We start from the raw sequence: 22,849 nt of genomic DNA on the forward strand, positions 1-22,849 counted from the left end.
GGTTCAGCCCCGCAGGTGCTCGATCGGGGCCCAGCTACGACCGAGGTCACGGACGAGTCGGGTGCTGCTGCGGAGGGCGTTGGACAGAGCGGTCATTGTGGAACCACCTTTCTGCTGGTCGGTGACTGACAGGTACTACTCTGACCGAGTTTTTCTGTAAGCACAAGCGCATATTTGTGAACGATATGTGTAAGGTGTGCTTCATGTTCTCGCCCGAGCACCTCGTCTCGCTCAAGGCCGTCGTCCAGGAGGGCACGGTGCTCGCCGCGGCCGACCAGCTCGGCCTCTCGCCCTCGGCGATCAGCCAGCAGCTCTCCCGGCTGCAGAAGGAGGTCGGCCAGCCGGTGCTCGTGCGCCAGGGTCGGGGCCTGGTCCCCACCGACGCGGCCGCGATCCTCGTCCAGGTCGCCGACGAGATGCAGTACCTCGAGGAGACCGCCCGCGCCGAGCTGGACCGGCTCGGCAGCGAGGTCGCCGGTCGGCTGACCTGGGCGTCCTTCCCCACCGCCCTGGTCGGGCTGCTCGCCCCGGCCTCGGCGCTGCTGCGCGAGCGGCACCCAGCGCTGATCCTCACCTTCCACGAGCTGGAGGCCGACCTCTCGCTGGAGCCGCTGCGCCGCGGCGACGTCGACGTCGCCGTGGTGCACGACTGGACGGACGCCCACTTCACCCTCCCGGAGGGGCTGCGTGCCGGGGTGCTCGGCACCGACATCGTCGACCTCGTCGCCCCGGCCGACCACGGGCTGTCGCTGCGCGACGGGGCGGTCGACCCGGACGGGCTCGACGGGCAGAGCTGGATCGACGACACCCCCGGCGTCTTCAGCGACTGGCTGCTCTCCGCGCTGCACACCCGCGGCCTGGACTACCGGATCGCCGCCCAGGTCGACCACTACGCCGGCAAGCTCGCCCTCGTCGCGGCCCGGGTGGGCATCGGCCTGGTGCCCCGGCTGGGCCGGCCGGACCTGCCCGAGGGCATCGTGGCGCTGCCGCTGCGGGATCCGCCGACCCGCCGGATCATGGTGGTCCACCGCGAGGCCAGCCTGCGTCGGCCGGCGGTCGAGGCGGCGGTCGACGCCGTCCGCGAGGTATGGGCCCTCGACGACGAGCTCACGCCGCCGGTCGAGCTGCCCGCCGCCGGGCCCGGCGGTCCGCGACCAGGGCTGTGAGCAGCGCCAGCCCGGCCATCGCCGAGCCCACCCACAGCGGCGAGGTGTAGCCCAGGCCGGCGCTGATGGTCATTCCGCCGATCCAGGCGCCGATGGCGTTGCCGAGGTTGAAGGCACCGATGTTCGCGCCCGAGGCCAGCGTCTGGGCCTCGCCGGCCCACCGCATCACCCGGGTCTGCAGCGGCGGCACGGTGGCGAAGCCGACCGCGCCCATGGCCACCAGCGACAGCACGGTCAGCGCCTGCGAGCCGGCGGTCAGGGCGAAGCCGGCGAGCACCAGCGTGAGCAGGGCCAGGGTGAGGGTGATCGTGCCGGAGACCGACCGGTCCGCGCCGCGGCCGCCGAGGATGTTGCCCACGACCAGCCCGCCGCCGAAGAGCACGAGCAGCCACGGGACGGTCGAGGCGGCGAAGCCGGAGACCCCGGTGAGGGTGTAGGCGATGTAGGTGAAGGCGCCGAACATGCCGCCGAAGCCGAGCACGGTGATGAGCAGCGACAGCCAGACCTGCGGCTCGCGGAAGGCGCCGGCCTCCTGCCGCAGCGATGCCGTGGACCGCCCGCCGGCCTCGCGGGGGACCAGCGTCGCGATGGCCACGAGGGCGACGACACCGATGGCGGTGATCGCCCAGAAGGTCGAGCGCCAGCCGAGCTGCTGGCCCAGCAGCGTGCCGAAGGGGACGCCGAGGACGTTGGCCGTGGTCAGGCCGGTGAACATGACGGCGATCGCGGCCGCCTTGCGGGCCGGGCTGACGAGGGAGGCCGCGACGACCGAGCCGATGCCGAAGTAGGCGCCGTGGCAGAGCGCGGCGACGACCCGGCCGGCGAGCATGACCTCGTAGGTCGCGGCGACCGCCGAGAGGGTGTTGCCGGCGATGAAGAGGACCATGAGCGCGAGCAGCACCTGGCGCCGGGGGAAGCGGGTGACCGCCGCGGTGACCAGCAGCGCGCCCACCGCGACCGAGAGGGCGTAGCCGGAGATGAGCCACCCGGCGGTCGCCTCGTCCACGCCGAAGTCACCGGCGACGTCGGGCAGCAGCCCGGCGATGACGAACTCGGTGAGGCCGATCCCGAAGCCGCCCAGGGCGAGGGCGAGCAGCCCGGCGGGCAGTCCTCCGGGGAGCCGGCGCGCCGGGGCGGACTCTTCTTCGGGCGCAGATAGAGAGCGTGTGCAAGTAGTTGTCATGACTCGCAAAGTAGTTGCACACGCGGCTTGTTGCAAGTTGTTGGTATCGTGAGCCGCATGGGAATCGCCGATGACGCCGTCGAGGTGCGCGCCCACGGCTGGCGCACCCTGGCCGCGCTGCACGGGCACATCGAGTCGGCCATGGAGCGTGAGCTGCAGGCCGAGCACCAGCTCTCCGTGGTGGAGCTGACCGTGCTCGACGCGCTCGACCGCCAGCACGGATGGCACATGCGGATGGCTCAGCTCGCCCGCGCCGCCGCCCTCTCCAGCAGCGCGACCACGCGGCTGGTCACCCGGCTCGAGGACCGCGGGTTCCTCGCCCGGATCCTCTGCGACGACGACCGGCGCGGGATCTACACCGAGCTGACCCCGGCCGGCCGGGCGGCGCTGCACGCGGCGCGACCGACGCACGACCGGGTGCTCGCCGCGGCCCTCGACGAGGCCGCCGAGCAGCCGGAGCTGGCCCCGCTCGTCGAGGCGCTGCACGCCCTTCCCTCTGCTCCGACGCCGACCCGTGCCTGAGCGGCCGCCGCTCCGGCCGGAGCTGGTGATCTTCGACTGCGACGGGGTGCTCGTGGACAGCGAGCGGCTCAACGTGCAGACCTGGCGCGGGATGATGACCGACCTCGGGATCGACCTCAGCGACCGGCAGATCGTCGAGACCTTCGTCGGCAAGGCGTACGCCGACAACCGGGTGACCATGCAGGAGATGACCGGCGCGGTGCCCGACCCGGAGTGGGAGCGTCGCTGGCGGGCCGAGTTCCGCCGCAGCCACGAGCGGCTGGAGCCGATCGCCGGGATCCGCGGCGCGGTGGAGGCGCTGGTCACCGACGGGGCGCGGGTCTCGGTCGCCTCCGGCTCGCTGCTCTCGGCGATCGCCTTCAAGCTCGAGCGCACCGGGCTGGTGGACCTCTTCGCCGAGGAGGCCCGCTTCAGCGCGGAGCAGGTCGAGCGCGGCAAGCCGGCGCCCGACGTCTTCCTGCTGACCGCCCGCACCCTCGGGGCCGCACCGGAGCGGTGCGTCGTCGTCGAGGACAGCGCCGCCGGGGTGCGGGCCGGGCGCGCCGCTGGGATGCCGGTCGTCGGCTACGCCAGCGACATGACCCCGGCCGGGTGGCTGGACGAGGCGGACGTGGTGATCGACGACATGCGCGACCTACCGGCCGCGGTCGCCGCGCTACCGGCGACCGCGCGCGCCCGCTGAACCCTCAGCGACCGGCGACCGTGCGCGCTCGCTGAACCGGCTCAGCGCACCCGCCACGACCCGGGGTCCGGCGCCGGCGGGGACTCCGCGCCGGCCCCGTCGGTCAGCGACGTCGCGCCGCCGAGCCGCCGCCGCAGCGCCCGCCCGCCGAGGACCCCCGACGGGAAGGGCCAGCGCCGCACCTGGCGCGAGATCTCGTCGAGGTCCAGCGGACCGCGGCGGCCGGCCAGCACCGTGTTGCCGTAGCGGCGCCCCTTGAGCACGTCGTTCATCGCGACCATCGCCACGTCGCCGTCTGCGCCCAGCGCGTCGCTCATCCCGGCGACCACCCGGGCCACGTGCCGCAGACCCGGCTCGTCGGGGATGTTGAGCAGCATCAGGCCGCCGGGGCGCAGCACCCGCACCACGTCCTGCAGGAACTCCACTGTCTGCAGCTCTGCCGGCACCCGCCCGTCGGCGAAGGCATCGACCACGAGCACGTCGGCCGAGCCGCCCTTCAGCCCGGCGACGCCCGCCCGACCGTCGAGCGGCCGGACCCGGATGCGGTGCCCCCGTGGCAGCGGCAGCGCCTCGCGCACGGTCGCGGTGAGCCGTTCGTCGGGCTCGAGGACGATCTGCGGCGAGCCGGGGCGGGTCGCGTGGATCCACCGGGGGAGGGAGAGCCCGGCCCCGCCGACGTGGGTGATCGCGACCGGGCCGTCGGTGCTCGCGTCGATGACCGCCGCCAGGTGTTGGACGTACTCGAAGTGCAGCGCCTCCGGGTCGTCGAGGTCGACATAGCTCTGCGGGTGCCCGTCGAGCATCACGGTGACCCCGCCGTGCTCGTCGGGGCGCAGCTCGATGCTCACCTGCCCAGCCTTCCAGACCCTGTCGTGGCGCCGTTCGACGCGTCGATCGGCACGAGCATCGTCCCGGTCGGACGGTGGTGCGCGCACGTCGACGCCGCAGACGCTCACCTTCGTCCCACCCGCTCGGCTTGCACGGTGAGCGGATCCAGCTGCCTAGGGGGTTGAGGTGAAGGGGAGGGGCGGGGGGCGGGGGCGGGAGGTGGGGGAGGATGGGTGGGTGCCTGCGAGACGCCGAACCGACCCCGCCGACGGGCGCGCCGCCCTGGAGGCCTGGCGGGCCGACCCGGCCGGGGCAGACCGGCGCACCCGGGCGACCGCGGTGCGCTGGACCACCGACGAGCTCGCCGAGCGGGCCCCGGGCCGCAGCGTCGAGGTGCGGGTGCCGCCCTTCGCCGCCGTGCAGTGCATCGACGGGCCGGTGCACCGGCGGGGCACCCCGCCGGCGGTCGTCGAGACCGACGCCGCCACCTGGTTGGCGCTCGCCGTCGGCGACCTCGCCTGGGGCGAGGCCGTCGCCTCGGGGTCGGTCGCGGTCAGCGGCGAACGGACCGACCTGGCCCCCTACCTCCCGCTGGCCTGACCGGCAGGCGGGTCAGCGGCGCAGCGGAGCGAGCAGGGTGTCCATGTGCTCCATGAGCCGCACCGACTCGGCCAGCGGCATCAGCGGCGACTCGGTCTCGCCGGCCCGCACCCGCAGCGCCACCTCGCACGCCTCGTGCCGCAGGCCGAGGTGCTGCTCGTCGGGGTCGGCGGGCAGCTCGTCGAGCACGTCACCGTCCGGGGCGACCAGCCGCACGGTCGTCGGCGTGTAGAAGTCCCCGTCCAGCTCCAGCCGGGCCGCGGTCCCGCACACCGTCGCCCGGGTCGGGGTGCGCGCCGACATGTCGGTGGACAGCGACCCCAGCGCCCCGGACGGCCCGCGCACCGCGAAGGCGACCCGCGCGTCCACCCCGAGGTCGGTCGGGGTGGCCAGGCCGACCACCTCCTCGATCCCGCCCAGGACCATCGCGGCGAAGGAGAGCGGGTACACCCCGAGGTCGAGCATCGCCCCGCCGGCCAGCTCCGGGTCGGCCAGCCGGCGCGGACCGCCCGGCCACAGCGGCTGACCGTGGTCGGCCAGCACCGTGCTCACCTCGCCGAGCAGACCCGAGGCCACCGCCTGCCGCACCACGTCGGTGTGCGGCAGGAAGCGGCTCCACATCGCCTCCATGCAGCAGAGCCCGGACTCCCGGACCAGGCCGGCCAGCTCCCGAGCCTGCGCCGCGTCCCGGGCGAAGGCCTTCTCGACGAGCACGTGCTTGCCCGCGGCCAGCGCCAGCCGGGCGTGCGCCAGGTGCTCGCTGTGCGGGGTCGCCACGTAGACCGCCTCGACCTCGGGATCGGCCACCAGCGCCTCGTAGGAGCCGTGCGCCCGGGCCTGCGGCACCCCGTAGGTGGTGGCCAGGTCGGCGGCCCGGGCCTGCTCCCGCGAGCCCACCGCGACGACCTGCTGCCGGGTGCTGCCCAGGGAGCGGATCATCTGCCCGGCGATCCACCCGGCGCCCAGCACGCCCCACCGCAGCCCGGGCACCTCGGCCGGGTCCGGTCGCCGCGACGCGGGCAGGGTCGCGCTCGTCGGCCCCGAGGTCGGCTCGATCTTGTCCGTGCTGCTCGCCTGCACCAGGTCTCCTTCCGACGGCTGCCCGGGCGGGTGCGACGATAGTCCTCGTGAGCACCCCGACCCGCCGCAGCCGACCCCGCCCCTGGCGCTTCATCGCCGTCGGCGGGATCCTCGGCTTCGTCGTCCTCGGGATCCTCTCCATGCTCCGCCCGGACACCAACGAGGGCTTCGACGTCAGCTACGACCCGAGCGTCAGCCTCGGCTTCATGAGCCTCTTCGGGCTCTTCCTCGGCGCCCTGCTGGGTGCCCTGCTCGCCGCCCTGCTGGCGGTGCGCGCCGACCGCTCCGCCGAGCGCGCCGCCCGCGCCGAAGGGGTCGGGCAGGCTCCGGTCGACGACCGTCCCCGGGACCAGGACGCCGACCGGGGGGAGGCTGCCGACAGCGTCGACGCCGCTCCTCGGCGCGACGCCACCGACTGAGCCGCCGCACGAGGCGCGTCTCACGCCGCCCGGCGCCACCCGGCGTTGTGGGCGAGCACCGTCCCTGTGGGATGATCGAGCCGTGCCACGTGGAGACGGACAGCTCTCGCACGACCTCCTCCCCGGCGAGAAGGGCCCCCAGGACGCGTGCGGCGTCTTCGGGGTCTGGGCGCCCGGCGAGGACGTCGCCAAGCTCACCTACTACGGCCTCTACGCCCTGCAGCACCGCGGGCAGGAGTCGGCCGGCATCGCCACCTCGGACGGCTCCAGCATCCTCGTCTACAAGGACATGGGGCTGGTCAGCCAGGTCTTCGACGAGCGCAGCCTCTCGGTGCTGCGCGGCCACCTCGCCGTCGGGCACTGCCGCTACTCCACCACCGGCGGCTCCACCTGGGAGAACGCCCAGCCCACCCTCGGCGGCCACGACGAGGGCACCGTGGCGCTGGCCCACAACGGCAACCTCATCAACTCCGCCGAGCTGCGCGAGCTCGTCGCCGAGCGCGAGCAGGCCCGCGCCGCGCGCGAGGGCCGCACCTGGCGCGAGGTGCAGCGCGGCGAGCTGCGCCGCGGCAACACCAGCGACACCGCGCTGGTGACCACCCTGCTCACCGACGACCAGGACCAGCCGCTGGAGGCCGCGGCCATGGAGATCCTGCCGCGGCTGCAGGGCGCCTTCTGCCTCACCTTCATGGACGAGAACACCCTCTACGCCGCCCGCGACCCGCAGGGCCTGCGGCCGCTGGTCATCGGCCGGCTGGAGCGCGGCTGGGTGGTCGCCTCCGAGTCCGCGGCGCTGGACATCGTCGGCGCCTCCTTCGTCCGCGAGGTCGAGCCCGGCGAGCTGGTGACCATCGACGACCAGGGGCTGCGCGCCCAGCGCTTCGCCCCCGAGCGGCGCAAGGGCTGCGTCTTCGAGTACGTCTACCTCGCCCGCCCGGACACCGCCATCAAGGGCCGGGTGGTGCACGAGGCCCGGGTCGAGATGGGCCGGGCGCTGGCCCGGGAGCACCCGGTCGAGGCCGACCTGGTCATCCCCACCCCGGAGTCCGGCACCCCGGCCGCCATCGGCTACGCCCAGGAGTCCGGCATCCCCTACGGCCAGGGCCTGGTGAAGAACGCCTACGTCGGGCGCACCTTCATCCAGCCCAGCCAGACCATCCGCCAGCTCGGCATCCGGCTCAAGCTCAACCCGCTCAAGGAGGTCATCCGCGGCAAGCGGCTGGTCGTCATCGACGACTCCATCGTGCGCGGCAACACCCAGCGGGCGCTGGTGCGGATGCTCCGCGAGGCCGGGGCGCTCGAGGTGCACGTGCGGATCTCCTCGCCGCCGGTGCGCTGGCCCTGCTTCTTCGGCATCGATTTCGCCAACCGGGCCGAGCTCATCGCCAACGGCCTGGACATCACCGAGATCGGCACCGCCCTGGGCGCCGACAGCCTCGGCTACATCAGCGAGGACGGCATGATCGCGGCCACCGAGCAGCCCGCCGACCAGCTGTGCACCGCCTGCTTCTCCGGGGTCTACCCGATGGAGCTCCCCGGCGAGGACCGCCTGGGGAAGGGGGTCCTCGAGCTCGACTTCGGCGCCGGCCAGGGACCGCCCCCGGAGCCGTCCGCCCTCGACGTCGAGAAGGTGGCCACCACCGCCGGCGGCGGCGCCGCCGAGGCGGTCCGCCGACCCTGACCGGTCGCCGCCCCTGACCGGCCCGGCGCCGCGCCGCTAGCGTGGTGACGATGCGCACCGTCCACCGGCTCAGCCGTGCCGTCAGCTCGTGGTTCGCGGTCATCGTGGTGGCCGCCGGCGCCACCGCCCTGCTGCTGCCGCAGGCCTTCACCCCGCTGGCCCCGGCGGTGCCCTGGCTGCTCGGGCTGATCATGCTGGGCATGGGGATGACCCTGCGCCCCCGGGACTTCACGGTCATCGCCACCCGGCCCTGGGCGATGCTGCTCGGCATCGCGGCGCAGTACGCGATCATGCCGCTGGTCGGCCTCGCCCTGGCGGTGCTGCTCGGGCTGCCCGACGAGGTGGCTGCCGGCGTCGTGCTCGTCGGCGCCTGCCCCGGCGGCACCGCCTCCAACGTCATGGTCTTCCTGGCCCGCGGGGACACGGCGCTCTCGGTGGCCATGACCACCGCCTCGACGCTGCTCGCCCCGCTGCTCACGCCGGTGATCGTGCTCGGGCTGGCCGGGCAGTTCCTGCCGGTCTCGGCCGGCGACCTGCTCGTGTCCATCCTGCAGGTCGTGCTCGTGCCCGTGCTGGCCGGCGTCCTGCTCGCGGCTACCCTGCCGCGGCTCGTGGAGCGGGTCACGCCCGCGCTGCCCCTGCTCTCGGTGACCGGGATCGCTGTCGTCGTGGCCGTGGTCGTCGCCGGCAGCGCCGACGCGGTCCTCCAGGTGGGTCTGCTCGTCGTGCTGGCGGTCGTGCTGCACAACGGTCTCGGTCTGGCCCTCGGCTACGCGGTGGCCCGGCTGTGCCGGATGCCGGTCACCAGCCGCCGTGCGGTCAGCCTTGAGGTGGGCATGCAGAACTCCGGGCTGGCCGCCACCCTGGCCGGGATCCACTTCTCCCCGGTGGCGGCGCTCCCGGCGGCGGTCTTCTCCGTGTGGCACAACGTCTCGGGCTCGGCCCTGGCCTCCTGGTGGGCCCGGCGCCCGCCGGAGCCGCCCGGCTCGGCGGACGAGGACGACTCAGCACCGGGCACTACCCTGAGCACGTGAGCGAATCCATCACCTACGCCGCCGCCGGGGTCGACGTCGAGGCCGGTGACAAGGCCGTCGAGCTGATGAAGGCCTCGGTCGCCCGGGCCACCCGCCCCGAGGTGCTCGGCGGGCTCGGCGGCTTCGCCGGGATGTTCGACGCCAGCGCGCTGCAGGGGATGCGCCGACCCGTGCTGGCCACCTCCACCGACGGGGTCGGCACGAAGGTGGCCGTCGCCCAGGCGATGGACGTGCACGACACCATCGGCCACGACCTCGTCGGCATGGTCGTCGACGACATCGTCGTCTGCGGTGCCGAGCCGCTCTTCATGACCGACTACATCGCCACCGGCCGGGTCGTCCCCGAGCGGATCGCCGCGCTGGTCTCCGGCATCGCCGCGGCCTGCGAGACCGCCCGGGTGGCGCTGCTCGGCGGCGAGACCGCCGAGCACCCGGGGCTGCTGGCCGCCGACGAGTACGACGTGGCCGGCGCGGCCACCGGCGTCGTCGAGCACGAGGACGTCCTGGGCCCGCAGCGGGTGCGCCCCGGCGACGTCGTGCTCGCCCTGGCCTCCTCCGGGCTGCACTCCAACGGCTACTCCCTGGTGCGGGCCGTGCTCGCCTCGGCCGGGTGGGAGCTCGACCGGCACGTCGACGAGCTCGGCCGCACCGTCGGCGAGGAGATCCTCACCCCGACCCGGGTCTACGCCGCCGACCTCGTCGACCTGCTGCGCACCGACGGCGTCGAGGTGCACGCGCTCAGCCACGTCACCGGCGGCGGCCTGGCCGCCAACCTCGCCCGGGTGCTCCCCGCCGGGGTGCTCGCCCGGGTCGACCGGGCCACGTGGACCCCGCCGCCGGTCTTCGACCTGGTGGGACGGCTCGGTCAGGTGCCGCGCGCCGATCTCGAGCGCACCCTCAACCTCGGGGTCGGCTTCGTCGCGGTGCTGCCGGGCGCCTCCGTCGATGCCGCCACCACCCACCTGCAGGCCCGCGGCATCGATACCTGGGTGCTCGGCGAGGTGCACGACGCGGCCTCGGCACCGACGCAGGACGGCGTCGAGATCGTCCAGGGGGCGAAGGGGGTCGACGGCGGCGCGGTGCAGGTCGTCGGCGAGCATCCGGCCGGAGCATGACCCAGCCGACCGCGGCCGAGGCCCCCGACGAGGGGGTACGCCTGCTGGTCGCCGACGCCGACCCGCAGCATCGCTCCAGCCTCGTCGTGGCGCTCTCGGTCGAGCGGGACGTCGAGCTGCTGGCGCCGGTGCCGACGGTGGCCGCGCTGACCGTGCGCGCCCCGGAGGCCGACGTCGTGCTGCTCGTCGGGGACCTCGGCAGCGATCTCGGCGAGGCCGAGCTGGTGGCGCGGCTGCGCCACCACGCCCCGGCCTGGGTGGTGCTCACCCGGGGATCGGACGCCGGCGGCAGCTCCGTGGACGCGGTGCTGGCCGCCGGGGCGCACGGAGGCCTGGTGCTCACCAGCACCCCGCTGCAGATCGCTGCCGGGGTGCGGGCAGCGGCCCGCGGCGAGCGACCGCCGGCGGTGGACCCGCCCACCGGCCCGCTGGTGCAGCGCCGCCACCAGGACAGCACGCTGACCCGCCGGGAGATCGAGGTGCTGCGCCTGGTCGGCGAGGGGCTGGGCAACCAGCGGATCGCCGACCGGCTCTACCTCAGCGTCTCCAGCGTGAAGTCGCACCTGTCGCACACGTACGGCCGCCTCGGGGTGAACCAGCGTGAGGCCGCGGTGGCCGAGGCGCGTCGGCGCGGTCTCATGTGAGCCGACCGTGCGCCGGCCGCCCGTGGCGACGGCAGGACGACGCCGGGCGTGCCCGGGGTCGGCGTGGAGATCAGGTCAGCGGCGACGGTCCGAGGACCACTGGTCGTCGTCGTCATCATCGTCCCACCGCGAACGGCCCTCGTCGGACTCGGTGTCGGCGGAACTGGACTGCCCGTGGAGTTCCCGCTCAAGCGCACTGAGGTCCGTCTCCGGCGAGTAGTACTTCAGCTCGCGGGCGACCTTCGTCTGCTTGGCCTTCGCTCGGCCGCGCCCCATGGCGTGACCCCCTCATACGTCGTAGCGGGCCGGCCGTGAGCGGCCGCCCCATGACGGAGCGGCACAGATCAGCGGCGGACCCGGTCTGTGTGGTGTGTCGTGGGTCCAACCGTACACGGTCGGCCGGGTGCGACGCGCGCCTGCCCGACCCGGGGCGTCCCGCCGGGCCGCTCGTCGGCCGGGTCGGCGGCCGGTCCCGGGAGGGGCATACTGAGCGGGCTGCCCCGCCGCACGAGGAGGTCCCCGCCCATGGTCACCGCGGTGAGTGCCGACGCCACCGTCTCGCTCTTCTGGATCGCCCTCGCGGCGGCGCTCGCCCCGCTGATCGGTCGCGCCGCCCGGGGCGCCCTGCCGCAGGCCGTGCTGCTGCTGCTCGCCGGGGTGCTCATCGGTCCCAGCGTGCTCGGCCTGGCCGCCGAGACCGACCTGGAGCTGGTCCGCGAGCTCGGCCTGGGGCTGCTCTTCCTGCTCGCCGGCTTCGAGGTGGACACCGACAGCCTGCGCGGTCGGCAGGGCACCTGGGCGTCGGTGACCTGGCTGCTCAGCTGGCTCGCGGCGCTCGGCCTGGTGCTCGCCGTCGGACCCGACATCGACACCACCGCGGCGATCGCGCTGGCCATCGCGCTGACCTCGACCGCCCTGGGCACCCTGCTGCCGATCCTCCAGGAGCGCGGGCTGATGGGCAGCCCGATCGGCCGCGGGGTGATGGTCCACGGCGCCATCGGCGAGCTGCTGCCGGTGCTGGCCATGGCGATCCTGCTCGGCAGCAAGGCTCCCCTGGTGACCGTGCTGCTGCTCGTCGGCTTCGCGCTGGTCACCGTGGCGGCGGCGGTGGTGCCGCGGCGCTTCCTGCGCCGAGCGCCACAGGTCTACCACTCGATCGTCGGCACCTCCGGCGGCACCACCCAGACCACGCTGCGGCTGCTGATGACCCTGCTGCTAGGCCTGATGGCCCTCGCCGCCCTCATGGACGTCGACGTCGTCCTCGGCGCCTTCGCCGCCGGGGTGGTCATCCGCCGCCTGGCCGGGCCGGACACCGAGGATCTCGAGGGTCGGCGCAACCTGCTCGCGCACAGCTTCTTCGTGCCGGCGTTCTTCGTACTCTCCGGCATGAGCATCGGGCTGGCCGACGTCGTCGAGGCCCCCTGGTTCGTCGTCAGCACGCTGCTGCTCATCGTGCTGCTGCGCGGCGGCGGGATCTGGCTCACCGAGCGGCTCGTGGACACCTGCTCCGGGCTGCGCACCCCGCGCGAGCGGGCCGCGCTCAGCCTCTACGGGGCCACCGGGCTGCCGATCATCGTCGCGGTCACCGAGGTCGCCGTCAGCAGCGACCTCATGCCCGAGGAGGTCGCCGGCGCGGCGCCGACCACCGAGGCCGTCCGGTGACCGGGGGCGGCCGGCGGGCGCTGGTGGTCACCGTCGTGCACCACCCCGAGGACTCCCGGATCCGGCACCGCGAGATCGGTGCGCTGCTCGACGCCGGCTGGCAGGTCACCTACGCCGCCCCCTTCGCCGCGCACGGGGAGCCGGCGCGCACCGACCGGCCCGGCCTGACCGCGGTGGACCTGCCGCGGGCCGCCGGCCGGCGCCGGCTGCGGGCGGCCCGCGCCGCCCGCACCCTGCTGCGCGAGCAAGGACCGCAGCACGACGTCGTGCTGGTGCACGACCCCGAGCTGCTGCTCGCCGCCACCGGGCTGGGCCTGGACCACCTCGTCTGGGACGTCCACGAGGACGCCGCCGGGGCGCTGGCGGTCAAGGAGTGGATGCCCGCGCCGCTGCGCCGCCCCGTCGCCGCGGCCTGGCGGGTGGCCGAGCGTCGCGCCGAGCGGCGGTGGCCGCTGCTGCTGGCCGAGCACGCCTACGCCGACCGCTTCGCCCGGCCCCACCCGGTCGTGCCGAACGCCGTGCTCCTCCCCGAGACCGTCCCCGCCGGCGGCGACCGGGTGGTCTACATCGGCAACCTCACCCTGGCTCGCGGGGTCGCCGAGATGGTCGACGCGGCGCGGCGGCTGCACCGGGCCGGCGACGGGCAGCTCCTCGTCGAGATCGTCGGACCGGCCCGCGACGAGACGTCGCGAGAGATGCTGCAGCGGGCGCACGACGACGGGGTGCTGCGCTGGCGCGGCTTCCTCCCGGCGGCCGAGGCGATGCCGCTGCTCGACGGTGCGCTGGCCGGGCTGTCGCTGCTGGCCGACCTGCCGAACTACCGCGGGTCGATGCCGACGAAGGTGGTCGAGTACCTCGCCCACGGCGTGCCGGCGATCACCACCGGGCTGCCGCTGGCGGTCGAGCTGGTCGAGGCCGCCGAGGCCGGGCTGGTGGTCCCCTTCGGTGACGGCGAGGCCGCGGCCGAGGCGGTGCTGACGCTGTGGCGCGACCCGGAGCGGGCCGCGGCGATGGGCGCGCGGGGACGCGCGCTGGTGCGCGAGCGCTACGACTGGGCGGTCGGCGGACCCGCCTTCGTCGCCGCGCTGGAGTCGGTGGCCGAGGCCTCCTCGCCGCGCGGCTGAGCCCCGTCGCCCTCCGGGAGTAGCAGCTGCCCGAGCTGGGCGCGCACCTCGGCCCGGACGGTGCCGACCCCGCCGACCAGCGCGAAGGAGTCCGGGCGCCGGGCGCGGATCTCGGTCGCGATCACCGCGGGCACCTGGTCGGTGCGCACCAGGTAGAGAGGCTCCCCGGTCCGTCCGGAGACCGCCAGCGCGGTCAGCTGCTCCAGGCCCGCGTTGATCGGTGCCACGATCAGCCGCCCGCCGGGCGGGGTCTCTCCCCAGCAGCGCGCCACCCGGAGCATCGCGCCCTCGTGCGCCTGCCAGGAGACGGACCGGCCGCTGGCGTCGGCGAGCACCTCGAGCGCCCGCGGCGACCAGTCCTCGGGCCCGCCCTCGAGCACCAGCGTCACCGGGGCGGTCTCGCGGACGGCCTCGAGCAGGTCCGGGTGGGGCTGGTCGGGGTCGGCGACGAGCAGCGCCCGGTGGTGCTGGGCGGCGACCACCCCGATCGACAGGGCGGTGGTGTCGTTGGGCGGCATGGTCACGTGGATGCGGTCGTCGTCCCCCGGGGGGAAGGCCCGCAGCAGCGCCGCCGAGGTCTGCGCCGGGTCGTCCGAGCCGATCCGCTCGACCGGGCCGTCGACGATCTCGGCGACCTTCTCCGCGGTGTCCCCGCGCACCATCTCCTCGCCGCCGACGACGACCACCCGACCGGGCTGCAGCCGGGTCAGCTGCTCGCGGGCCGACCCGGGCAGCGCGCTGGGCCGGGTCCAGACCAGCGGCCAGCCCAGCCGGGCGGCGACCGGGGCAGCGGCCCGGGCGTGCGCCATCCGGTGCGAGCTGACGAGGAAGCACCCCTCGACCGGCGCCTGGTAGCTGTGCAGGGTCGCCGACGCGGCGGCCTCGAAGCGGTTCGACCCGCCCCAGCGCTCCACCCCGGCGACCTCCGGCTCGGCCGGCTCGGTGCTCGCTTTCGTCCGCCGGGGCTGGGTGGCCTCGTACTCCGGCATGACCTCTTCGGTCGGGCCGTCCATGATGAGCCGGCCGCGGTCCATCCACAGCACCCGGTCGCAGATCTGACGGATGTTGGAGTTGGAGTGGCTGACCAGGAAGACGGTCCCGGCCTGCTCCCGGATCTGGGCGATCCGCTCGGCCGAGCGCTGCCGGAACTCGGCGTCGCCGGTGGCCAGCGCCTCGTCGATCATCAGCACGTCCGGGGCGGCCGCGGTGGAGATGGCGAAGCGTAGCCGCGCACCCATCCCGGAGGAGTAGGTGCCCATCGGCAGGTAGACCGCGTCACCGATCCCGGAGAACTCGACGATGTCGTCGAAGCGCTCGCGGATCTGCTGGGTGCTCAGGCCGAGCGCCTCGCCGCCGATGTAGATGTTCCGCTCCCCGCTGAGCTTGTTCATCAGCACCGCGTTCACCCCGAGCAGGGAGGGCTCGCCGGCCACCCAGAGCCGGCCCGAGGTCGGCGGGATCAGCCCGGCGACCGCCCGCAGCAGGGTGGACTTGCCGGACCCGTTGCGGCCGATGATGCCGATCGACTCGCCGTGGTGGGCGACGAAGGAGACGTCCTGCACCGCGGCGATCTCGCGGTAGCCGATCGACGGGCGCCCGCGCGCCAGCATCCGCCGCAGCCGCGGTGACTCGCCCTGCCCGGCGGCCGGTCCGCGCCGGCCGGAGCCGAGCACCCGGTAGGTGACGTCGAGGTGGCTGACCACGACCGTGGGGGTCCGGTCCTGGCCGGTCGGCTCAGCCACGGCCGTACCTCGCCTCGTCCCACCAGAAGACGACCAGCCCGACGAGCAGCGTGCCCACCGCCCAGGCCGCCAGCGTGAGCCACTGCATCGGCTGCAGCGGGAAGGCCTCGCCGCCCATCAGCGCCTGCCGGCCGGTGTCCAGGCACAGCGCGAAGGGCTGGTTGACGAGGATCGCCCCCCACGGCTCGCCGAGCTCGGCGCCGTAGTGCGAGACCGGGAAGAAGACCCCGGAGACGTAGCGCAGCATCCGCACGATCACCGGGATGAGGTTGCCCAGGTCGCGGGAGGCGTTGACCACCCGGGCGCCGATCAGCGCCAGCCCGAGCAGGAAGAGCCCCTGCAGGCCGACGGCCACCGGGAAGAGCAGCCACTCCCAGCTCGGGGTTTCGCCGGTGACGAGGACGACGACGAAGAGCAGCGCGAAGCCGGGGGCCGCGGTGAGCAGCTCGCGCAGGGTCACCGAGATCGGCAGGATCGCCCGCGGGAAGTGCAGCGCCCGGACGAGGTTGATGTTGCCGGTGATCGCCTTCGCTCCCGAGGTGATCACCGAGGAGGTGAAGCTGAAGAGCACCACCCCGATCGCCAGGAAGGCGATGAAGTTCTCGACGTTGCCGCGGGTGCCCAGGACCAGCCCGAAGATGACGAAGTAGCTGCCGATGAGCAGCAGCGGGTTGAGCACCGCCCACAGCTGACCGAGGTGGTTGCCCTCGTTCTGGGCGTAGGACTGCGCGCGGGAGAGGGTCCAGACGAAGGACCGCCGGTCCCACAGGTCGCGCAGGTACCGGCGCAGCGGCGGTCGCTCACCGAGGGTGCGCAGGCCGTGGCGCTCGGCGAGCGCCGCAGCCTCCGCACCGGACAGCGCCGGGGGGAGGGAGGCCCGCTGCGGGGCCTCGGTCACAGGCGCTCGACCTTCTCGCCGTCGTCGGCGACGCCGCGGGTGTCGAAGAACCGCTTCGAGGCCGCGGCGAGGGCGTCCACGTCGTAGCTCTTGTGGTTCTGCACGAGGATGGTCAGGTCCGCGTCGGCGATCGCGGCGTCGAGGTCGTCGACCTTGCGGGCCCGGTCACCCAGAGCCCGCCACTGCTCGACCCGGGAGTCGTGGAAGACGACGGTCGCGCCCTTCGCCAGCAGCTGCTGGGCCAGCGGCACGGCCGGGCTCTCCCGCTGGTCGGCGATGTCCGGCTTGTAGGTCACCCCGAGCAGCAGCACGGTCGAGCCGTTGAGGGCCTTGCCGTCGCCGTTGAGGATGTCCTGGGCGCGGTGCACGACGTAGGCCGGCATGGTCGCGTTGATCTCCTGCGCCAGCTCGACGAAGCGGAAGGGGTAGCCCAGCTTCGCCCGGACGTTGTAGGAGAGGTAGTTCGGGTCGATCGGGATGCAGTGCCCGCCGACGCCGGGACCGGGGTAGAAGGCCTGGAAGCCGAACGGCTTGGTCTTGGCGGCCGCGATGACGTCCCACAGGTCGATGCCCAGGTCGTGGCAGAAGCGGGCCATCTCGTTGACCAGGGCGATGTTGATGTGCCGGTAGGTGTTCTCCAGCAGCTTCGCCGTCTCCGCCTCCCGGGTGCCCTTGGCGCGCACCACGGTGTCGACGAACTGGCCGTAGAAGGCGGCCGCGGCGTCGCCGCACGCGGGGGTGTGCCCGCCGACCACCTTCGGGGTGTTCTTGGCCCCGAACTCCTGGTTGCCCGGGTCGATCCGCTCCGGGGAGAAGGCGAGGTGGAAGTCGGTGCCGGCGACCAGGCCGCTGGCCTCCAGCGCCGGGCGGACCACCTCGTCGGTGGTGCCCGGGTAGGTCGTCGACTCGAGGATGATCGTCTGGCCGGCGCGCAGGTGCTGGGCGATGGTGTCCACCGCGGCCCGCACCGGGCCCAGGTCGGGGCCGCCGTCCTCGGACAGCGGGGTCGGCACGCAGATGACGATCGTGCTCACCTCGCCCAGCCGGGAGGGGTCGGTGGTGGCCTCGAAGCCGGCCTCGGTCATCTCGGCGATGTCGCCGTCGGAGAGGTCGTCGACGTGCGAGCGGCCGGCGTTGAGGCCGTCGACCACCCGCTGGCTCACGTCGAAGCCGAGGACCTTCAGCCCCACCCGGGAGGCTTCCTCGGCGAGGGGGAGGCCCACGTACCCGAGGCCGATGATTGCGACGTCGGACGCCACTGGCTACTCCTTCGACTGGTGCTCCGCGACGACGTCGCGGTAGATCTCCTGGTACCGGCCGGCCGCAGCCGCCCACGTGCGGTGCTGGACGACCCAGTCGCGCCCGCGGGCGCCCAGGGCCGTCCTGTCCGGGCGAGCATACAACCGGGCCAGCGCCGCCACCCAGGCCGCGACGTCGTCGGGCGCGGCGACCAGGCCCGCCCCGGAGGCGTCGACCAGCTCGCGCAGCGGGGGCAGGTCGCTCAGGACCACCGGACGACCGGTGGCCAGCGCCTCCAGCGGCTTCAGCGGCGGGACCAGCTCGGTGACCGGGGTGCGCCGTCGCGGCACGCAGAAGACGTCGATCGCGGCGTGGTAGCGGCGCACCTGGGCGTGCGGCACCGCCCCGGTGAGGATGACGTCGTCGCGCCCGGCGGCCGCCGCGGCCAGCTCGGCGCGGGCCGGTCCGTCGCCGACGACCAGCACCCGCGCCCGCTCGTGGCCCGGCTGCTCGCGCAGCCGCGCCACGGCCTCCAGCAGCAGGTCGACGCCCTCGTAGCCGTTGAGGGTGCTGACCACCCCGTAGACGACGTCCTCGGGAGCCAGCCCCAGCTCCGCGCGCAGCTCGTCCGCGGCGGGCGGCTCACCGACGAAGTCGTCGCCGACGGCGTTGCCGACGACGTGCACCCGCTCCTGGGGCACGCCGCGGTCGAGGATGTCCTCGCGCATCGACGCGCTGAGCGTGACCACCGCGTCGGCGGCGTGCATGCACTCGGTCTCGGCGCGCTTGAAGAGCCGGTACTCGTCGGCGGCCGGGTCGCCGCCACGGCTGCGCCAGGTCTCCTCGATGAAGCCGCGGACCTCGTAGATCACCGGGATGCCCAGCCGTCGCCCGGCGACGATCGCCGCCTGGGCGTTGTCGTGCCGGCTGTGCGCGTGGATGATCCCCGGTCGCTGCTGGGCGGCCAGCGCGGTGACCGCGTCGGCGTAGCGGTCCAGGCGCTCCCCGGCCGAGGACGGCAGCAGCCGGGCCGGGAGGATCCGCTGGTAGTCGACGCCGTCGAGCAGCACCTCCCCGGGGGCGGCCAGCGCGCCGGAGTCGACCGGGAAGCCGGGCCGGGTGATCACCGTGGCGGCGGTGCCGGCGGCGACCTGGGCGCGGGCGATGCCGTGGGTGCGCAGCGTGTAGCCGGCCTGCACCTCGGGCAGCGCGTTGTAGGCGACGTGCAGCACCCGGTCTGGGGTCGAGCACCCGCTGCGCGCGTGGTGGTCGGCCGGGACCCGCGGCGGGCCGGGCGGCACCCGGGAGATGCGGCCGAGCGCGTCGAGCGCGGAGAGGTCTCCGGCGATCCGCCGCCGCAGGCTGTCGGTGGCGGCGTCGGTGGTCCCGACGAGCGCGTCCAGCGCCGCCCGGTGGTGCCCCTGGGCGTGCCGCAGCAGCGCGGTCAGCCGGACCTGCGCCGGGTCGTCCTCGGGCAGCCGGGCCAGCGCGTCGGCGGTGACCTGCACCAGGCCGAGCGCCGCCGCGGCCGCCGCCGCCTCCCGGACCTGCGCGGGCTCGCCGGTGGCGACGAGCTCCCGGAGGGTCTCCTCGGCGGCGGCCCGCTCACCCTGCGCGGCGACCGCCAGCGGCGCCAGCGCCGGGTGCCCGAGCGTCCCGGCCCTGGCGGCGACGGCCCGCCGCAGCGGAGGGGGCGCGGCGCGCAGGGCGACCGAGGCCCCCTTCCACCGGTCCCGGCCGAGGTGGCGCCAGGCCACCGAGGCGGTCACCGGGAGGTTGCGCACGGCCCGCGCGCCGCCGATCAGCGACCCGATCACGGGTGCGCCACCCGCCGCGCGGGGTGGTCGGTCGGGGCGGCTCACCGTGTCAGACTATGACGCGGCTCATCACGGGACGGTCACGGCCTGGCGTGGGCCGTCCCCAGCCCCGAGCAGAAGGCAGCAGATGGCACCCCTGGTCCTGCACGTCACCGGCGCCCGCCCGAACTTCCCCAAGGCGGCCCCCGTCCTGGAGGCGCTCGCGGCCTACCCGGTCGAGCAGCTGCTGGTGCACACCGGCCAGCACTACGACGACAAGATGTCCGACATCTTCTTCCGCCAGCTGGGCATCCCCAAGCCGGACGTCAACCTCGGCGTCGGCTCCGGCGCGCACGGCGCCCAGACCGCGAAGGTCATGGAGGCCCTGGAGGAGCTCTTCACCGAGCGGCGCCCCGACCTCGTCGTCGTCTACGGCGACGTCAACTCCACCGTCGCCGCCGCGCTGGTCGCCTCGAAGATGGGCATCACCTTCGCGCACGTCGAGGCCGGGCTGCGCTCCTTCGACATGTCGATGCCCGAGGAGATCAACCGGCTGGTCACCGACCGGCTCTCCGACCTGCTGCTGACCACCAGCCCGGACGCGGTCGCCCACCTCGGCAACGAGGGCACCGCCCCGGAGAAGATCCACCTCGTCGGCAACCCGATGATCGACACCCTGCTGAAGAACGAGGCCCGCTTCGACGCCGCCGCGGCCCGCGCCGACGTCGGCATCGAGGGCGACTACGTCGTGGCCACCCTGCACCGTCCCGGCAACGTCGACGACCCGGAGGACGTCAAGGCGCTCGTCGCGGCGATGCACGCGGTCGCCGACCAGGCCCAGGTGGTCATCCCGCTGCACCCGCGCGGCCGGGCCCGGCTGGAGCAGGCCGGCTTCCTCGACCACCCGGGCATGCGGGTCATCGACCCGCTCGGCTACATCGAGTTCATGGGCCTGGTCCGCGGCGCCGCCGCGGTGGTCACCGACTCCGGCGGCGTGCAGGAGGAGACCACCATCCTCGGCGTGCCGTGCCTGACCCTGCGGCCGAACACCGAGCGCCCGGTGACCATCACCGACGGCACCAACCAGCTGGTCACCCGCGAGGTGCTCGCCGAGCGGGTCCGCGAGGTGCTGGCCACCGGCCCGCTGCAGCAGTGGCCCACCCCGCCGCTGTGGGACGGGCACGCCGGTGAGCGGATCGCGAAGATCCTCGCCCGGGCGGTGGGAGCCGCCGAGCCGGTGCGGGCGTGACCGCGCGGCAGGAGGCGGCCGCCGCGTCGAGCGGCGCTCGCGACGCCCGCGACCAGGACGAGGACGGCAGCGGGGTCGCCCGCAGCTCCGAGGAGGTCGCCGCCGCGAAGACCTCGCGCAGCGGCACCGCGCTGCGCGGGGACATCGAGGGCCTGCGCGCCATCGCCGTCGGCACGGTGCTGATCTACCATGTCGGGATCACCCAGATGCCCGGCGGATTCGTCGGCGTCGACATCTTCTTCGTCATCTCCGGCTTCCTCATCACCTCGCTGCTGCTGCGCGAGACGATAAAGACCGGCACCGTCTCGATCGCCGACTTCTACGCCCGCCGTGCCCGGCGGCTGCTGCCGGCCGCCTCGGTGGTGCTGCTCTTCACCGGTGTCGCCGGCTGGTTCGTGCTGCCCGGCGCCGAGCGGGCCACCCTCGGCGCCGACGTCATCGCGGCCACCTTCTACGTCATCAACTGGGCGCTGGCGCTGCGCTCGGTGGACTACCTCGCCGAGGACGCCGCGCCCTCGGCCCTGCAGCACTACTGGTCGCTGTCGGTGGAGGAGCAGTACTACGTCGTCTGGCCGCTGCTGATCATCCTCGGCCTGGTGCTGGCCCGCCGCACGAGGATCTCGCCGAAGAAGCTGCTCTTCGGGATCCTCGGCGTCGTGGCGCTGGCCTCGCTGGTCTACTCGGTGGTGCACACCGTGAACGACCCGGCCACCGCGTACTTCTACACCACCACCCGGGTGTGGGAGCTGGCCGTCGGGGCGCTGCTCGCCTTCGTCGTGGTCCGGCTGCGGCACCTGCCGCGGGGGGCGGCCGAGGCGCTGGCCGCGCTCGGGCTGGTGATGATCGGCTACGCCGCCTTCTTCATCACCGAGTCCACCCCCTGGCCCGGCTCGATGGCCCTGGTGCCCACGCTCGGCGCCGCGGCGATCATCGCCGCCGGCTGCGCCCGCCAGGACACCGTCGTCGCCCGGGGTCTCAGCCTGCGCCCGATGCAGTGGATCGGCGGGCTGTCCTACGCGATCTATCTCTGGCACTGGCCGCTGATCATCCTCGCCCAGGCCGCCTGGCCGGAGATCCGGGTGCGTCACCTGGTGCTCGTCGGGCTCGGCTCGATCGTGCTCGCCTGGCTGACCAAGCACCTCGTGGAGGACCCGATCCGGTTCAACCCGGCGCTGTCGGCGAAGGCCTCCCGCGGGCTGGCCTTCGGCGGGGCGAGCATGGCGGTGACCGCCGCGCTCGGCCTGGTGCTGCACCTGGCCGCCCCGCAGCTCGACGAGGACGCCGAGGTCACCGGCGCGACCGCGCTGGTCGCCGACCAGCAGTCCGAGGACTGGCAGGTCACCAGCGACCCGGCGAGCGTGGTCACCACCAGCGGCGAGATCACCCCGGACCCCGGTCTGGCCACCCAGGACGTGCCGCTCTACTACGACGACGACTGCCAGATCCAGCCGGACGACGCCCAGGTCGACCCCTCGTGCACCTACGGGGTCGAGGACGGCGAGCAGACCATCGCCATGCTCGGCGACTCCAAGATGGGGCAGTGGTTCCCGGCCGTGGAGTCGATCGCGCAGCGCGAGCAGTGGCGGCTGGACCTCTACCTGAAGTCGGCGTGCTCGTTCTCCTACGACGGGGTCAAGGACGACTGCGCCGAGTTCGGCCGCAACGTCGTCAGCCACTTCGAGGAGGTCGGCGCCCCGGACGTCGTCATCGTCTCCCAGGGCTCGCCGGAGAGCGAGACCCGCACCGCCGGGATGGTCGAGGCGCTGTCCGCGGTGAAGGAGATGGGCAGCGAGGTCGTCGTGCTCGCCGACAACTCCACCCCGACCGAGTCGAAGGTCTACGAGTGCGTCGAGGAGAACCCCGACGACTACGGCGCCTGCGGCTACCCGGCCGGCGAGGGCCGCGAGGGTCGGGGCACCCCGGCGCTGGAGGCGGTCGCCGAGGAGGTCGGTGCCCCCTTCGTCGACCTCAACGAGTGGATCTGCCCGCCCGGGCTGGAGCAGTGCCCGGCGGTGATCGGGGAGACCCTCATCTACCGGCAGGGCAGCCACGTCACCGCGAGCTATGTGCGCTCGATGACCCCGATGCTGCACCGGGCCCTGGCCGAGCAGGGGCTGACCAGCACCGAGGTCTCCCAGATCAGCGTCTCCGACGTGCCCTGACCCGGACGGCGGGCCACCACCGC

The 22,849-nt window shown here is 74.3% G+C and carries 21 protein-coding genes; 13 read left to right on the top strand and 8 right to left on the bottom strand.

What is annotated here, in order from left to right; translation table 11 throughout:
* Positions 1-203 precede the first annotated feature (203 nt).
* The gene (locus BJY28_RS06650; RefSeq protein ID WP_179462314.1) at positions 204-1,166 is read left to right on the top strand and encodes a LysR family transcriptional regulator; all 963 of its coding nucleotides are present in this window, start codon (positions 204-206) and stop codon (positions 1,164-1,166) included.
* Here the strand turns inward: BJY28_RS06650 and BJY28_RS06655 are convergent.
* Positions 1,108-2,274, bottom strand: coding sequence for an MFS transporter (locus BJY28_RS06655; protein ID WP_179463983.1), 1,167 nt, complete (start codon positions 2,272-2,274; stop codon positions 1,108-1,110). The two genes, BJY28_RS06650 and BJY28_RS06655, sit on opposite strands and share 59 nt — an antisense overlap.
* 132 nt (positions 2,275-2,406) lie before the next feature.
* Between BJY28_RS06655 and BJY28_RS06660 the strand changes: the two genes are divergently transcribed.
* A complete protein-coding gene (locus tag BJY28_RS06660) occupies positions 2,407-2,871 on the top strand; it encodes a MarR family winged helix-turn-helix transcriptional regulator (RefSeq protein WP_179462315.1) in 465 nt (154 codons plus the stop codon).
* Positions 2,864-3,553 carry an HAD-IA family hydrolase gene (locus tag BJY28_RS06665; RefSeq protein ID WP_179462316.1) on the top strand — a complete coding sequence of 230 codons (690 nt, stop codon included), beginning with the start codon at positions 2,864-2,866 and terminating at the stop codon, positions 3,551-3,553. Before BJY28_RS06660 ends, BJY28_RS06665 begins: the two co-directional genes overlap by 8 nt.
* Positions 3,554-3,594: 41 nt before the next feature.
* Here the strand turns inward: BJY28_RS06665 and BJY28_RS06670 are convergent, their stop codons facing one another.
* Positions 3,595-4,401 carry a spermidine synthase gene (locus tag BJY28_RS06670; protein ID WP_343036996.1) on the bottom strand — a complete coding sequence of 269 codons (807 nt, stop codon included), beginning with the start codon at positions 4,399-4,401 and terminating at the stop codon, positions 3,595-3,597.
* Between the two features lie 217 nt (positions 4,402-4,618).
* Here BJY28_RS06670 and BJY28_RS06675 point away from each other — a divergent pair, with 217 nt between their 5' ends.
* Complete coding sequence (locus BJY28_RS06675; protein ID WP_179462317.1) at positions 4,619-4,981, top strand: sterol carrier family protein; 363 nt, start codon at positions 4,619-4,621, stop codon at positions 4,979-4,981.
* 12 nt (positions 4,982-4,993) lie between these two features.
* Here the strand turns inward: BJY28_RS06675 and BJY28_RS06680 are convergent, their stop codons facing one another.
* A complete protein-coding gene (locus tag BJY28_RS06680) occupies positions 4,994-6,061 on the bottom strand; it encodes a Gfo/Idh/MocA family protein (protein WP_343036997.1) in 1,068 nt (355 codons plus the stop codon).
* A gap of 47 nt (positions 6,062-6,108) precedes the next feature.
* On the opposite strand from BJY28_RS06680, the gene BJY28_RS06685 reads away from it, so the two are divergent.
* The 5 genes from BJY28_RS06685 to BJY28_RS06705 all read left to right on the top strand — a co-directional run bounded on the left by BJY28_RS06685 (position 6,109) and on the right by BJY28_RS06705 (position 10,954).
* The gene (locus BJY28_RS06685; protein WP_179462318.1) at positions 6,109-6,480 is read left to right on the top strand and encodes a hypothetical protein; all 372 of its coding nucleotides are present in this window, start codon (positions 6,109-6,111) and stop codon (positions 6,478-6,480) included.
* A gap of 82 nt (positions 6,481-6,562) precedes the next feature.
* On the top strand, positions 6,563-8,161 hold the full coding sequence (purF, locus tag BJY28_RS06690) for an amidophosphoribosyltransferase (RefSeq protein ID WP_179462319.1): 1,599 nt from the start codon (positions 6,563-6,565) through the stop codon (positions 8,159-8,161).
* 50 nt (positions 8,162-8,211) lie between these two features.
* Positions 8,212-9,195 carry a bile acid:sodium symporter family protein gene (locus tag BJY28_RS06695; RefSeq protein ID WP_179462320.1) on the top strand — a complete coding sequence of 328 codons (984 nt, stop codon included), beginning with the start codon at positions 8,212-8,214 and terminating at the stop codon, positions 9,193-9,195.
* The gene (purM, locus tag BJY28_RS06700; RefSeq protein ID WP_179462321.1) at positions 9,192-10,310 is read left to right on the top strand and encodes a phosphoribosylformylglycinamidine cyclo-ligase; all 1,119 of its coding nucleotides are present in this window, start codon (positions 9,192-9,194) and stop codon (positions 10,308-10,310) included. Before BJY28_RS06695 ends, purM begins: the two co-directional genes overlap by 4 nt.
* Entirely contained in the window at positions 10,307-10,954 is a 648-nt protein-coding gene (locus tag BJY28_RS06705; RefSeq protein WP_179462322.1) for a helix-turn-helix transcriptional regulator, read from the top strand. The genes purM and BJY28_RS06705 overlap by 4 nt, the downstream gene beginning before the upstream one ends.
* A 75-nt stretch (positions 10,955-11,029) precedes the next feature.
* Here the strand turns inward: BJY28_RS06705 and BJY28_RS06710 are convergent, their stop codons facing one another.
* Positions 11,030-11,230, bottom strand: a complete 201-nt coding sequence (locus tag BJY28_RS06710) for a DUF3073 domain-containing protein (RefSeq protein WP_179462323.1) — start codon at positions 11,228-11,230, stop codon at positions 11,030-11,032.
* Between the two features lie 261 nt (positions 11,231-11,491).
* On the opposite strand from BJY28_RS06710, the gene BJY28_RS06715 reads away from it, so the two are divergent.
* Positions 11,492-12,616, top strand: a complete 1,125-nt coding sequence (locus BJY28_RS06715) for a cation:proton antiporter domain-containing protein (protein WP_179462324.1) — start codon at positions 11,492-11,494, stop codon at positions 12,614-12,616.
* Positions 12,613-13,740: a glycosyltransferase gene (locus BJY28_RS06720; protein WP_179462325.1), complete on the top strand. Its 1,128-nt coding sequence runs from the start codon at positions 12,613-12,615 to the stop codon at positions 13,738-13,740. Before BJY28_RS06715 ends, BJY28_RS06720 begins: the two co-directional genes overlap by 4 nt.
* On the opposite strand, the gene BJY28_RS16810 is transcribed toward BJY28_RS06720, so the two are convergent.
* Genes BJY28_RS16810 through BJY28_RS16815 form a run of 4 tightly spaced genes read right to left on the bottom strand, consistent with a single transcriptional unit; the run spans position 13,662 to position 19,481 of the window.
* Positions 13,662-15,482 carry an ATP-binding cassette domain-containing protein gene (locus BJY28_RS16810; protein ID WP_179462326.1) on the bottom strand — a complete coding sequence of 607 codons (1,821 nt, stop codon included), beginning with the start codon at positions 15,480-15,482 and terminating at the stop codon, positions 13,662-13,664. The genes BJY28_RS06720 and BJY28_RS16810 overlap by 79 nt on opposite strands.
* Entirely contained in the window at positions 15,475-16,380 is a 906-nt protein-coding gene (locus BJY28_RS06730; RefSeq protein WP_179462327.1) for an ABC transporter permease, read from the bottom strand. The genes BJY28_RS16810 and BJY28_RS06730 overlap by 8 nt, the downstream gene beginning before the upstream one ends.
* Complete coding sequence (locus BJY28_RS06735; protein WP_179462328.1) at positions 16,377-17,639, bottom strand: nucleotide sugar dehydrogenase; 1,263 nt, start codon at positions 17,637-17,639, stop codon at positions 16,377-16,379. The genes BJY28_RS06730 and BJY28_RS06735 overlap by 4 nt, the downstream gene beginning before the upstream one ends.
* A 3-nt stretch (positions 17,640-17,642) precedes the next feature.
* Positions 17,643-19,481: a glycosyltransferase gene (locus BJY28_RS16815; protein ID WP_179462329.1), complete on the bottom strand. Its 1,839-nt coding sequence runs from the start codon at positions 19,479-19,481 to the stop codon at positions 17,643-17,645.
* An 82-nt stretch (positions 19,482-19,563) separates the two neighbouring features.
* Here BJY28_RS16815 and wecB point away from each other — a divergent pair, with 82 nt between their 5' ends.
* Together wecB and BJY28_RS06750 are read left to right on the top strand one after the other, a co-directional pair.
* Positions 19,564-20,664, top strand: coding sequence for a non-hydrolyzing UDP-N-acetylglucosamine 2-epimerase (wecB, locus tag BJY28_RS06745; protein WP_179462330.1), 1,101 nt, complete (start codon positions 19,564-19,566; stop codon positions 20,662-20,664).
* A complete protein-coding gene (locus tag BJY28_RS06750) occupies positions 20,661-22,826 on the top strand; it encodes an acyltransferase family protein (RefSeq protein WP_179462331.1) in 2,166 nt (721 codons plus the stop codon). Before wecB ends, BJY28_RS06750 begins: the two co-directional genes overlap by 4 nt.
* The last annotated feature ends 23 nt before the right edge of the window (positions 22,827-22,849 follow it).

Origin of the sequence: Janibacter alkaliphilus (genome assembly GCF_013408565.1) — a bacterium.
GTDB lineage: Bacteria > Actinomycetota > Actinomycetes > Actinomycetales > Dermatophilaceae > Janibacter > Janibacter alkaliphilus.

Coding starts and splice junctions, on each gene's coding strand:
- BJY28_RS06650 (WP_179462314.1), top strand. CDS start 204: ATGTTCTCGCCCGAGCACCTCGTCTCGCTCAAGGCCGTCGTCCAGGAG.
- BJY28_RS06710 (WP_179462323.1), bottom strand. CDS start 11,230: ATGGGGCGCGGCCGAGCGAAGGCCAAGCAGACGAAGGTCGCCCGCGAG.
- BJY28_RS06695 (WP_179462320.1), top strand. CDS start 8,212: ATGCGCACCGTCCACCGGCTCAGCCGTGCCGTCAGCTCGTGGTTCGCG.
- wecB (WP_179462330.1), top strand. CDS start 19,564: ATGGCACCCCTGGTCCTGCACGTCACCGGCGCCCGCCCGAACTTCCCC.
- BJY28_RS06660 (WP_179462315.1), top strand. CDS start 2,407: ATGGGAATCGCCGATGACGCCGTCGAGGTGCGCGCCCACGGCTGGCGC.
- BJY28_RS06705 (WP_179462322.1), top strand. CDS start 10,307: ATGACCCAGCCGACCGCGGCCGAGGCCCCCGACGAGGGGGTACGCCTG.